We start from the raw sequence: 11,991 nt of genomic DNA, 5'->3' as shown, positions 1-11,991 counted from the left end.
GCCACATGACGATGGTCACGAGTCGCGCCGGAACGTGCTGGCGCCGCGCCGGACCGTTGGCCGACGGCCTATTTCAGTACGACGATGCGATCGCGATAGCTGCGCGAAAGCTTTATTTCATGCCCGCAATCGAGCGTGAGGAACTGTTCGCCGTTCAGATGCGGGCGCATCGCGACCACGCGCGCGGCGTTGACCAGGGTGGAACGATGCACGCGCGGGAATTCGCGCGGTTCGAGCCGGTTCTCGAGTTCGCGCATGGTGGCGCGCAGGACGAAGGTTTCTTCGTCGGTGTGGATGCACATGTAATCGCCCGCCGCGTCTATCCAGCGCACGCTGGACAGTTCGATGCGCAGGGTGCGGTTGCCGTCGCGGATCGCCAGCCGGTCCTTGCCGCCCAGGCGCCGCTCGCCGGCGCCGTGCAGCGCCTCTTCAAGCCCCATCTGCGGCTTGCCGCTGAGGTCGCCGAGCAGTTTGAGCAGCCGGGCGCAATGGCCCTGCGCCTCGCGCTGGCCCAGCTGTTCGCGCACGCGATACAGGGCCTGGTGCAGGCGGCTGTCTTCCACCGGCTTGAGCAGGTAGTCCACGGCGCTCGATTCGAAGGCACGGATCGCGTAGTGGTCGTAGGCGGTGACGAACACCACCAGCGGCATCTGCGGCGCGGGTATGGCGCGCAGCGTGCCGAAGCCGTCGAGCCCCGGCATCTGCACGTCCAGGAACATCAGGTCGGGCGAGTGTTCGGACACGGCCTTCATCGCCGAAAGTCCGTCGCCGCACTGGCCCACGATCTCGACGTCCGCCTGCTCGGCCAGGCGCAGTTCCAGGCCCCGCCGGGCCAGCGGCTCGTCGTCGACGATGAGCGTACGGATCGGACGGTTCATTCGCGTGGGGCTCCGCCGGTTTCGAAGGGCAGCGTCAGTTCGACCTCCAGGCCGCCCTCGTCGCAGGCATGCACGCGCACCGACTGCGCGTCGCCGTAGAGAACGCTCAGGCGCTCGCGGGTATTCGCCAGTCCGACGCCCGTGCCATTGTTCTCGCGACCGCCGCGAAACACGTCGCCGGGTCCGTTGTCGGCGATTCCCAGCACCAGCGATTCGCCCTTGCGGCGCGCACGCACCCACAGGCGCCCGCCGGACACCCGGTGCGAGATGGCGTGTTTAATGGCGTTTTCCACCAGCGGCTGCAGCAGCAGGCTCGGCAGCAGCGCCGAATAGCAGGCCGGCTCGACCCGGGTTTCCACCTCCAGCCGCTCGGCGAAGCGTATCTTCTCGATGCCCAGGTACAGGTTCAGCGCGTCGAGCTCCTGCTTGAGGGTCACGCGCTGCATCGGGTCGCTGTCGAGCGAGTGCCGGAGGAAGGCGCTCAGGCCCTGGACCATCCGGTTGGCGATGTCGTTCTGGCGATCCAGCACCAGGGTGGAGATCGCGTTGAGGGTGTTGAACAGGAAATGGGGATTGAGCTGGTAGCGCAGCATCTTTAGCTGGGCCTGGTGTGCCATCGCGGTGGCCGCGAGCATCTGGCGGGACTGCTGCTGGAGCTGCCGGTAGTACTTGATGCCCGTGTACAAACCGACCCAGCTAAGCACCACGTACAGCTGGCCGGTGCCCGAGGCAAGATAGCCCAGGCTCGACGCCGGCCGGCACTGTTCGCCGCACCAGTCCAGCACCAGGGTGATGTAGGCCACCCCGATCAGGCCGGTGGCCAGCACCACGCAGGCACCCGCCAGCGGCAGGAAGACGCGGGGCGGCAGGCCCCAGCTTCGTTTCAGAACCTGGCGTACGCCCAGCGTGACCAGGAAACCGGCCAGCGCCACGCCGAAGCTCAGCCGCCAGTAGTCGGGGGACTTCCCATGGGCCAGCGCCTGCAGGTAGGACAGGCAGGCGTAGCCCAGCCAGCCGCCGGCCTGCAGCCACCAGAACAGGCGGCGGGAGCGAAGATCGTCGGCAAGTGGCGGCACGGGACAGTCCGGGGCGGGGTCGCCGGCATGCTACCAAGCCGGGCGCGCCTGGCCACACGGCCCGGCGCGGATAAAAAACGCTTCGTCGCAGCCCCGGTCAGGCGCCAGTGATGGCCGCGATGTCGGCGGCCAGCTCCTGGGACGTGATCGGGCCCAGGTACTTCTTCGCGACCTTGCCCTCCGGATCGACCAGGTAGGTCATCGGCAGGCCACGCGGCGTATCGAAGTCGGCCGGCGGGTCGTAGACGTCGAGCAGCGCGATCGGGTAACCCGCGGGGTGTTTTTCCAGGAACGCGCGCATGTCGGCCGGCTCGATTTCCTCGTAGGCCAGGCCGATCACCAGCACGTCGTCGCGGGCGGCGTCGAAAGCCGTCAGGTCCGGGATTTCCTTCAGGCAGGGTTTGCACCAGGTCGCCCAGAAGTTCACCACCACCCAGTGCCCGCGCTGCCGGGCCAGGTCGAAGGGGCCGTGGTCGAGCGTTTCCACCACCAGCTGCGGATGGCTGGGCATGCCGGCTTCTGCGGGCTCCGGCGCGGGCTCGGGTTCCGGGGCAGGCGCGGCGGCGGGCCCGGGCGCGGCGGCCGCGGCGGGTTCGGGATCGGCGGCTGGCTGGCAGGCGGCCAGCAGCGTCGCCACGAGCAGGGCGGGCACAAGGGTCTTCATGGCTTGGCATTGTCCGGATTGGGGGTGAAGAAACTGCCGACGCTGCGCGACAGCGGAGCGGCCAGCGGTTCCTGCAGGTTGGCCAGCGCGCGCGCGGCATCGCGACCGATGCGGTCATCGTAGCCCGGCAGGCCATGGATCGGCCCGGGCACGCGCAGGGCCAGGCCCTCGTGCAGTTCGCCCAGGCTGACGGTGTCCAGGTCGCGGGCGAGCAGCCAGGCGCCGTCCTCGGCGCGGCGCAGGATGTTCAGGCCGGACAGGCCGGCGAGCATGCGCTGGAGCAGGTCGTCGGTGAACATGGGTTCGCACGCCTGCAGTTCGGCGATGTGCAGGCCCTTCCCCTCGCGGCGCGCCTGGTTCAGCCGCCCGAGCAGGCGAAGGTAGGCATACATTTCCATGCCTTCGGGCAGCTGCAGCGCCTTGGGTTGGTATTTGAACGACGACAGCGAAGCCGCGAAGCTGGCGCCCAGCAGCACCACCACCCAGCTCAGGTACAGCCACAGCATGAAGATGGGCACCACGGCCAGCGCACCGTAGAGCTGTTCGTAGGTCGGTACGCCCAGCAGGTAGGCCGCGAAGCCTCGTTTGGCCAGTTCGAACAGCACCGTCGCGAACAGGCCGCCGGCCAATGCGTAGCGCAGCGGCACGCTGCGATGCGGGATAAGCCAATAGGCCAGAGTGAACACCGCCAGTTCGACCACGTTGGGCAGGTAGCCCAGCAAGCGCGTGCCCCAGGTGGTGGCCTCGCCCGACCACACCGGCAGCGAAAACAGGTAGGACGTGACCGCAAGGCTGGCAACGGCGCCCAGGGTGCCGAGCGTGAGCAGGGTCCAGTAGATGAGGAAACGCAGCAGGCCCGAACGCGGCGTCGGCACCCGCCAGACGCGGTTGAAGGTCGATTCGATGCTCCACATCGTCAGCAGCAGCGAGATCAGCAGCGCCACCACGCCGGTGGCGGTGAGCTGCCGGGCGCTTTGGGCGAAATCACGCAGGTGGCTTTCCACCACCCGCGCCGAACTGGGCACGAAGTTGGAGAACACGAAGTTGGTCAGCATCCCGCTCCATTCCTCGAACACCGGGAACGCCGACAGGATGCCGAAGACCACCATCGACAGCGGCACCAGGGCGAACAGGGTGGTGTAGGACAGCGCGCCGGCCGTTTCGAAGCAGCGGTCGTCCAGGAACCGGTTCCAGAGGAAGCGGAAAAAGGACTGGACCTGCTCACGGCCCAGCCGGTGCCACCATAACCGGACCGTGTGGGTGACCTGGGATATCTGCATCGGCCAAGACTAGCAAACCGGTCGGGGCGGGGAATATCCGCGATAATGGCGGCCCCTGAATCCGGCAGGACACGCATGCCCGACATCCTGGTCCTCTATTACAGCCGCGGCGGCTCGGTTGCCGCGCTTGCACGCCAGGTCGCCCGGGGCATCGGCGAAGTGCCGGGCATGCAGGCCAGGCTGCGCACGGTGCCGCCGGTGGCGCCGGTCACCGAATCCGCCGCGCCGCCCGTGCCCGACGAAGGCGCGCCCTATGCCCGCCGGGCCGACCTGGACGAATGCGTGGCCCTGGCCATGGGCAGCCCCACCCGCTTCGGCAACATGGCCGCACCGATGAAACACTTCATCGACGGCCTCGGGGCCGAATGGGCCTCGGGCACGCTGGTCGGCAAGCCTGCCGCGGTGTTCACCTCCACCGCCACCCAGCACGGCGGCCAGGAATCGACCCTGCTGAGCATGATGCTGCCGCTGCTGCACCACGGCATGCTGGTGCTGGGCATCCCGTTCACCGAGTCCGCGCTCAACACCACCGGTACCGGCGGCACGCCCTACGGCGCCAGCCACGTGGCCGGCGCCGAAGACGACCCGGGCCTGTCGGACGACGAAAAGCAGCTGGCGCGCGCCCTGGGCCGGCGCCTGGCACAAACCGCCCGGAAGCTGCAGGCATGAGCCGTTCGGGCAAGCTGGCAGCCGTGTCGATCCTGGCGCTGTTCGCGCTGCAGCTGGCCTGGCGCCTGTGGCTGGCGCCGCCGACCCAGGCCGCACCCTGGATGATGGCGCTCTATTTCAGCCTGCCGATCCTGCCGGCGGTGGTGCTGGTGCTGCTGCGGCACCGGCGTGCGGGATTCTGGGGCGCGCTGGCCGCCCTGCTCTATTTTTGCCACGGCGTGATGCTGGCCTGGTCGGCGCCGGAAGTGCGCGGGCTGGCGCTGGCCGAGACGCTGCTGTCGGCGGTGCTGGTGCTGTCGGCCAGCTGGGACGGCATGCGCGCCCGCTTCGCGGGCCGCCGCGCCGGCAAGCCGGCCGTATAATCCCGCCGCGAAGGAGAATCCCATGCAAGAACTTCTGGTGGTCACCACCGGCGGCACCATCGACAAGGTGTATTTCGACGACAAGTCCGATTTCCAGATCGGCGAGCCGCAGATCGGCAGGATCCTGCAGGAGCTGGGCGTGGCCTTCCGCTTCACGGTGATCCCGATCCTGCGCAAGGACAGCCTGCACATCACCGCGCAGGACCGCGAACTGCTGCGCGCGACCATCGCCGCCCAGCCGGCGACGCACGTGCTGGTGACCCACGGCACCGACACGATGGTGGATACGGCCAAGGTGCTGGCGGCGATCCCGGGCAAGACGATCATCCTCACCGGTGCCCTGAACCCGGCCCGCTTCCGCGGCTCGGACGCCGAGTTCAATGTCGGCACCGCCGTCGGCGCGGTGCAGTCCCTGCCGCCGGGCGTCTACATCGCCATGAACGGCCGCATCTGGGACCCGGCGGCCGTCCGCAAGAACGTCGCCGCCAATCGCTTCGAGGCGATCGGCGGCTAGCAGGCCCCGGAAAAAAAGACCCCGGCGCAAGGCCGGGGTCCAGGGGTGTTGCCTGAAGCGCTGGATCAGAAGGTGATCGACCAGCTGTTGATGTAGCCCGTGTCGCCGCGGGCATTGTCGTTGACGCGCAGCTTCCAGGTGCCGTTGAGCGCCTCGGAGGACAGGTTGACGGTGTAGGTGCCGATCACGTTGTCGGCACTGCCGCCGCTGCGGTTGTGCAGGTTGTAGGTCGAACCATCCGGGGCCACCAGGTCGACACGCAGGTCACCCTTCCAGGTGTGGCGGATGTCCACGGCCACCGAGGTGTTGTTCGGGGCGTTGCCGCTGCGGCCAGAGACCGAAATCGGGCTCTCGACGGTGGAGTTGTCGCGGATCTGGTAGTCGGCGGTGTTGCTGTAGGTCTGCGGCTGGCTGCCACCACCTTCGGTGTAGTCGCCGACCAGGCTGACGCCGGAGAAGCTGGTGTAGGCCTTCACGCGCACGTGGTAGGTACCGGCCGACGGCGCCGCGATGGTGCAGGTCTCGGTGTTGCCGTTGAGGTACGGGCGGCAGATGTACGAGCTGTCGGTCGGCTGGCTGCCGAACTGCACGTACAGGTCGGCGTCACCGGTGCCACCGGACATGTTGAAGACCAGGTTGCTGGCGCCGGCGGGCACGGACAGGGTGTAGTACAGCGAGTTGCCCTGGGTGGCCGACAGGCCGGTCACGGCCACGCCCTTGGTCAGCGAACCACCGGTCGGCGGCGGCGGCGGCGGCGGCGGGGTGCCGCCACCGGCGGCGGCCACGAGGGCGTTGGCGTCGATGATGCCGGCGCCGCAGCCACCCGAGCACGAACCGGACAGCGGGTAGGCCGTGGCCTTGAGCTGGGCCTCGACTTCCGCCGGGGTCCACAGCGACAGGCCCAGGGCCAGGCGGCGGCTCTGCGCCAGCGCGACGGCGCCGGCCACGTGCGGGGCCGCCATCGAGGTGCCGTTGTAGGACGCGTAGGACTCGCTGCCCGGCGAGGTGCTGCCGCTGTTGAGCGTGGACAGGATGTTCGAGCCCGGGGCCGAGACGTCGATCAGCGTGCCGTAGTTCGAGAAGCTCGAACGCGAGCTGGAGCTGGTGACCGAAGCAACGGCGATCACGTTGTTGCAGCTGGCCGGCGAGAAGTTGGCGACGTTGGCATTGCTGTTGCCGGCCGCCACCACGACGGTGGTGCCGCGGCTGACGGCGCTGTTGATGGCGTTCTGGGTCAGCGAATCGCAGCTGCCGCTGCCGCCCAGGGACAGGTTGATGACGTCCGCGGCCTGCGAGGCGCTCAGGGTCGGCACGCCGGAGACGCTGCCGCCCGACGCCCAGATGATCGCGTCGGCGATGTCGGAGGTGTAACCACCACCGCGGCCGAGCACGCGCACCGGCATGACGGTGGCGCCCCAGGCGGTACCGGCCACGCCCTTGGCGTTGTTGGTGACCGCAGCGACCGTGCCGGCCACGTGGGTGCCGTGCCAGCTGGACGGGTTGCCACCGTAGTAGTCGCCCGGATCGCTCGGGTCGGAGTCACGGCCGTTGCCGTCGCCGGCGACCGTGGCATCGTTGATGAAGTCGTAGCCGCCCGAGACGTTCGCGTTCAGGTCGGAGTGGCTGACGTGGCCGGTGTCGAGCACGGCGACGATGATGCCGCTGCCGTTGGCGACGTCCCAGGCCTGGTTGGCGCGGATGCCGGCGTCGGCGTCGAAGAAACCCCACTGCTGGCTGTAGCTGCTGTCGTTGGGGGTCAGGGTGTGCTGCATCAGGCGGTCAACCTGCACGAACTCGACGTTCGGGTTGGCGGCGATCTGGCGCATCAGCGCCTCGGCATCGGCCGCGCTCAGCTTCTGGGAGGTCGAGATGACGTCGGCACCCAGGGACATGCGGCGCAGGTGGCGCGCTGCCAGCGGCTTGGGCGCGCGGGCGTCGCCACGCTGGAGGCGGCTGGCCTGGATCAGCTGGTTGGCGCCGATCGACGCGACTTCCAGCGAACGGCGCAGGGCCGCGGGATTCTGCGCCTCGGGCGCGTCTTCCTTGAACTTGACCACGAATCGGTCGAACTGCTTGCCCGGCTCGAGGCCGGCGGTCTGGACCTGGGCGGCGAACGCGGAGCCGGCGAGGGCCAGCGAGGTGGCCGCGACGATTCCGCGCAGGCGGAGCTTGCGAGAGATATTGCTCACGATTTTTGGATCCCCGAAAAGGTGATGGCAACGAAGGCCGAAAAGACGGCCGTGCTTGCATCCATGCCCCGGGTCCCCTGGGAACGCCCTCCCCCGCCGGGCCATGCTTGGCCTCGAATTAATGCTGGAGGGGGTGCTTACCACCCGGATGTGTGATGAACATCTCAGGTTCATGACACCCAACCGACGCTAACGTGACGAAAGTCACGGGTCAAGCGGGCGCCCAACGAAAAACCGACCGTCCGTCGGCCAGTTTTCGATCGGTTAGGGGATGCCTACATGGCGCCGCAGGGGGACAGGATCACTGTCGCGACGCGTAAGTCACGACCAACTCAGAAGATGCCGGTTTCCAGGCGCGCGGCGTCGGACATCATGGTCTGGTTCCAGGGCGGGTCGAAAACCAGCTCGACGTCGGCTTCCGCGATCGTCGGCACCTGCTCGACCTTGTCGCGCACGTCCTGGACCAGGATGTCGCCCATGCCGCAGCCGGGCGCGGTCAGGGTCATGCGGATGTTGACGATGCGGTCGCCCTCGTCGTTGCGGCCCAGGTCGCAGTCGTAGACCAGGCCGAGCTCGACGATGTTGACCGGGATCTCGGGATCGAAGCAGGTGCGCAGCTGGTCCCAGACCAGCTTTTCGACCTCGGCGTCGCCCGCGCCTTCGGGCAGCACCAGCGGCTCGGGGCGCTCCTTGCCGATGGCGTCGGCGTCCGGGCCGGCGATCCGGAACAGGTTGCCGTCGACGAAGACGGTGAACGAGCCGCCCAGGGCCTGGGTGATGTACCCGGCGGTGCCGGCCGGCAGGGTGACTTCTTCACCCTGGGGCACCATGACGGCGGCGCAATCGCGCTCGAATTTGACCGGCTCGCTGGTTCGGGAATAACTCACTCGGGTATCGCCTGGCGGGAATCGCGGCTATTTTAGCCCGCCCTGACCCCGGTAAACCGCCTTGAGCCCGACACAGCGTTCCCGTTCCACCCTGGCGATCGTCGTCGACGGGCTGCTGCCGGCACTGGCCTGGGTGGCGGGCGTGCTGGGCATGGTGGCGCTGTGGACGGCGGTATCCCTGGCCCTGCGCAGCCCCAGCGGCTGGCTGGCGCTGGTGGCGGCGCTGGACATGGTCCTGCTGCTGCGGCTGGCGGCGATGCCGGCGGGCCCGGCGCGGGCCTGGGCGGCCGTGGCCGGCACGGCGCTGGCGATCGCGCTGGGCTACTGGTTCCATGCGGCGATCACGATGGGCGTGATGCTTGGCCTGCAGCCGGTCGAGTCGGCGCTGCGCCTGGGCCCGGTGCTGGCCGGCGAATTGCTCCGCCACACCACCAGCGCCTGGGACATCGCCTGGGCGGTGCTGGCCCTGCCGCTGGCCTGGAAACTGGCGCGCTGAGCCAAGAAAAAAGGCCCGCGCGAGGCGGGCCTTTCCGGGTGCCGCGACAGCGGATGCTCAGGGACGTCGGGCGAGTTCGGCTTCGACGTCGGCCTTGGCCTTGGGCATCAGGTCCTGCTTGGTGACGCCCAGCAGCAGCAGGATCGGGCAAGCCAGCAGGATCGAGCTGAGCGTGCCGATGACCACGCCGATCATCTGCGATTCGGCCATGCCCTTGAGCGAGTGCCCGCCGTAGACGTACAGCGCCAGCACGGTCAAGAAGGCCACGAAGGAAGTGATGATCGTGCGCGACAGGGTCTGGTTGATCGACCGGTTCAGCACTTCCTTGGGCTCGAGCTTGTTGAGCAGGCGGAAGTTCTCGCGGACGCGGTCGAAGACGACGATCGTGTCGTTGATCGAGAAACCCATCACCGACAGGATGCCGGCGAGCACGGTCAGGTCGAACTCGTGCTGGGTGATCGCGAACCAGCCGCAGACCACCAGCACGTCAGCCAGGGTGGCCAGCACCGCGGCGATGGCGAACTTGAACTCGAAGCGGATGGCGATATAGGCCAGGAAGCCCAACGCCACGAAGATGGTCGCGTAGACGCCGTTGAGCGCCAGCTCGTTGCCGATCTGCGGACCGACGAAGTCGCTGCGGATCACCTGGCCGGGATTGTCCGGCGTCTGTGCGACCTCGAGGATCGCCATGCCCGACTGCGCGGTGTTGTCGGCGTCCTGCGGCGAGCCGCCCTCTTCCATCTCAGGCGGCTGCAGGCGGATGACGATGTCGTTGCCCGAACCGAAGGTCTGCACGACCGGGCTGTCGTAGCCCGCGGCATCCAGACGCGAACGGATCTCCTCGACGTTGGCCGGCTTCTCGAACTCGATCTCCACCAGCGTGCCGCCGGTGAAGTCGAGCGCGTAGTTGAAGCCCTTGGTCGAAAGCGCGACCACGGAAACGAGCATCATCAGGACGAAGATGCCGACCGTGATGTACCGCGTCCCCATGAAGTTGATCTTGGTATTGGACGGGAAGAGTTCCACGCCGTCTCTCCTGGAAGTCGTTTAGATCGAGACCTTGGCAAGCTTCTTGCGCTTGCCATAGATCAGGGTGGCGATGCCGCGCGAGACCGAGACCGCGGTGTACATCGAGGTGCTGATGCCCAGGATCAGGGTGATGCCGAAGCCGCGGATGGGGCCGGAACCGAACACCGCCATCGCCAAGCCGGCCAGCAGGGCCGTGGTGTTGGCGTCGGTGATCGTGCCTGTGGCCTTGTCGTAGCCGTTGGCGATCGACGCGAGCGGCGTGTTGCCGTTGCGCAACTCCTCGCGTATGCGCTCGTTGATCAGCACGTTCGCATCCACCGACAGGCCGACGGTGAGCGCGATGCCCGCCAGGCCCGGCAGGGTCAGCGTGGCGCCGATGATCGACATCAGGGCCACCACCATCAGCAGGTTCAGCAGCAGGGCCATGTTGGTGACGATGCCGAAGGTCTTGTAGTAGATCAGGAAGAACACCAGCACGAACATGAAGGACCAGAACACCGCCTGCGTGCCCGCGGCGACATTCTCGGCGCCCAGGCTCGGGCCGATGATGCGTTCCTCGATGATCACCATCGGCGCCGCCAGCGAACCGGCGCGCAGCAGGCGGGCCAGGTCGGTGGCTTCCTGCTGGCTGTCCAGGCCCGTGGTCTGGAAGTTCTTGCCGAACACGCCCTGCAGGACCGCGACGTTGATGACTTCCTCGCTGACCCGCGAGGTGATCACTTCCTTGCCGTCCACCATGCGCACGTCGGGGATGGTCTCGATGTAGACCGCGGCCATGTACTGGCCGACGTTCTCACGGGTGTGGGCCAGCATGCGGTTGCCACCCGAGCTGTTGAGTTCGATCTGCACCGCCGGGCCGCCACCCTGCGGGTCGGGATTGGAGGTGGCGTTGACCAGCTGGTCGCCCGAGGCGATGACCCGGCGCGAGAGCAGGATCGGTCGGCGGTTGCCGGCGGCGTCGAGTTCGCGGCTTATGTACAGGCGCGCGTTGGGCGGCACCACGCCGGTGGCGGCGGCCTGCTGGGCCTGGTTGCCGTAGTCGATGACGTGACGGTACTCAAGCGTGGCGGTGGCGCCGATCAGCTTGCGGGCCTCGGCGGTGTCCTGCACGCCGGGCAGCTGCACGACGATGCGGCTTTCGCCCTGGCGCTGGATGACCTGCTCGCCGACGCCCAGGCTGTTGATGCGGTTGTCGAGCGTGGTGCGGTTCTGTTCGATCGCGCCGTCCATGATCGTCTGGATCAGGGTGGGCGTCAGGCGGGCCAGCAGGCGGCCGGGCTGCCTGTCGTCCACCTGGATCTGCAGCTCCGGCGCCTCGCGCTGGATGGCCGAGTACACCGCCGGCACGTCGGCCGGATCCTTGAGCAGCACCTGGATGCCGTCGGCGGTGCGCGAAACGCTGGTGTAGGCGAACTTGCCATCGCGCAACACGCCGGAAATCTCGTCGGCGAACCCGTTGCTGCGCTTTTCGATGGCGGCCTGCTGGTCGACTTCCAGCAGGAAGTGCACGCCGCCCTGCAGGTCCAGGCCCATGGACATGGACCTGGCGCCGAATGCCCCCAGCCAGTCCGGCACCGTCGAGGCCAGGTTCAGCGCCACGGTGTACTGGCTGCCCAGTGTCTCGCGAAGCGAGTCGGCCGCGACGGTCTGCTCGTCGGTGCTGTTGGTGCGCACGACCAGGCGCTCGCCCTCGATGGCGACGGACTTGGCTGCCAGGCCTTGCTGGTCCAGCGCCGCCCGGACCCGGATGACCAGGGCATCGTCGACGGCACCGCCGCGGTTGGCCGCGATCTGCACCGCCGGGTCCTGGGGGTACAGGTTTGGCAGGGAGTAAAAGGCCGAGAGTGCGATCAGGATCGCGGCGAGGACGTACTTCCAGGTGGCGTACTGAAGCATGGGCGACAACCGTTGGCGGCCCCGTCAGGGCCGTGGATGGATCGGATGGGG

11 protein-coding genes and 2 pseudogenes are annotated in these 11,991 nt (G+C 68.1%); 4 read left to right on the top strand and 9 right to left on the bottom strand.

The window, feature by feature from the left end:
* Positions 1-68 precede the first annotated feature (68 nt).
* The 4 genes from IEX13_RS13135 to IEX13_RS13120 all read right to left on the bottom strand — a co-directional run bounded on the left by IEX13_RS13135 (position 69) and on the right by IEX13_RS13120 (position 3,892).
* Entirely contained in the window at positions 69-878 is an 810-nt protein-coding gene (locus tag IEX13_RS13135) for a LytR/AlgR family response regulator transcription factor (RefSeq protein ID WP_188665235.1), read from the bottom strand.
* Positions 875-1,954, bottom strand: a complete 1,080-nt coding sequence (locus IEX13_RS13130; RefSeq protein WP_188665231.1) for a sensor histidine kinase — start codon at positions 1,952-1,954, stop codon at positions 875-877. The genes IEX13_RS13135 and IEX13_RS13130 overlap by 4 nt, the downstream gene beginning before the upstream one ends.
* Positions 1,955-2,051: 97 nt before the next feature.
* A complete protein-coding gene (locus IEX13_RS13125; RefSeq protein ID WP_188665229.1) occupies positions 2,052-2,618 on the bottom strand; it encodes a TlpA family protein disulfide reductase in 567 nt (188 codons plus the stop codon).
* The gene (locus tag IEX13_RS13120; RefSeq protein WP_188665383.1) at positions 2,615-3,892 is read right to left on the bottom strand and encodes a YihY family inner membrane protein; all 1,278 of its coding nucleotides are present in this window, start codon (positions 3,890-3,892) and stop codon (positions 2,615-2,617) included. The genes IEX13_RS13125 and IEX13_RS13120 overlap by 4 nt, the downstream gene beginning before the upstream one ends.
* Before the next feature lie 81 nt (positions 3,893-3,973).
* Here IEX13_RS13120 and wrbA point away from each other — a divergent pair, with 81 nt between their 5' ends.
* Genes wrbA through IEX13_RS13105 form a run of 3 tightly spaced genes read left to right on the top strand, consistent with a single transcriptional unit; the run spans position 3,974 to position 5,443 of the window.
* The gene (gene wrbA, locus IEX13_RS13115) at positions 3,974-4,567 is read left to right on the top strand and encodes an NAD(P)H:quinone oxidoreductase (RefSeq protein WP_188665225.1); all 594 of its coding nucleotides are present in this window, start codon (positions 3,974-3,976) and stop codon (positions 4,565-4,567) included.
* Entirely contained in the window at positions 4,564-4,929 is a 366-nt protein-coding gene (locus tag IEX13_RS13110; RefSeq protein WP_188665222.1) for a DUF2069 domain-containing protein, read from the top strand. The genes wrbA and IEX13_RS13110 overlap by 4 nt, the downstream gene beginning before the upstream one ends.
* Positions 4,930-4,951: 22 nt before the next feature.
* Positions 4,952-5,443, top strand: a complete 492-nt coding sequence (locus IEX13_RS13105) for an asparaginase domain-containing protein (RefSeq protein WP_188665219.1) — start codon at positions 4,952-4,954, stop codon at positions 5,441-5,443.
* A 65-nt stretch (positions 5,444-5,508) separates the two neighbouring features.
* On the opposite strand, the pseudogene IEX13_RS14285 reads toward IEX13_RS13105, so the two are convergent.
* The 3 genes and pseudogenes from IEX13_RS14285 to sufT form a co-directional block, all read right to left on the bottom strand.
* Positions 5,509-5,739, bottom strand: a pseudogene (locus tag IEX13_RS14285) (proprotein convertase P-domain-containing protein); the annotation flags it as partial.
* Positions 5,740-5,871: 132 nt separating this feature from the next.
* Positions 5,872-7,632 (bottom strand): annotated as a pseudogene (locus IEX13_RS13100) (S8 family peptidase); the annotation flags it as partial.
* A gap of 332 nt (positions 7,633-7,964) precedes the next feature.
* Entirely contained in the window at positions 7,965-8,519 is a 555-nt protein-coding gene (gene sufT, locus IEX13_RS13095; RefSeq protein ID WP_268235906.1) for a putative Fe-S cluster assembly protein SufT, read from the bottom strand.
* Positions 8,520-8,580: 61 nt separating this feature from the next.
* Here sufT and IEX13_RS13090 point away from each other — a divergent pair, with 61 nt between their 5' ends.
* Positions 8,581-9,015 carry a hypothetical protein gene (locus IEX13_RS13090; RefSeq protein WP_188665213.1) on the top strand — a complete coding sequence of 145 codons (435 nt, stop codon included), beginning with the start codon at positions 8,581-8,583 and terminating at the stop codon, positions 9,013-9,015.
* 57 nt (positions 9,016-9,072) lie between these two features.
* On the opposite strand, the gene secF is transcribed toward IEX13_RS13090, so the two are convergent.
* Both secF and secD read right to left on the bottom strand, forming a co-directional pair.
* Positions 9,073-10,005, bottom strand: coding sequence for a protein translocase subunit SecF (secF, locus tag IEX13_RS13085; protein WP_188665367.1), 933 nt, complete (start codon positions 10,003-10,005; stop codon positions 9,073-9,075).
* A gap of 57 nt (positions 10,006-10,062) precedes the next feature.
* Positions 10,063-11,940: a protein translocase subunit SecD gene (gene secD, locus IEX13_RS13080; RefSeq protein WP_188665210.1), complete on the bottom strand. Its 1,878-nt coding sequence runs from the start codon at positions 11,938-11,940 to the stop codon at positions 10,063-10,065.
* Positions 11,941-11,991: the final 51 nt, after the last annotated feature.

It is taken from the genome of Arenimonas soli, assembly GCF_014643775.1.
Lineage (GTDB): Bacteria > Pseudomonadota > Gammaproteobacteria > Xanthomonadales > Xanthomonadaceae > Arenimonas > Arenimonas soli.
The sequence above is the reverse complement of the archived record's forward strand: the minus strand, read 5'-3'. Positions and strand labels throughout refer to the sequence as shown.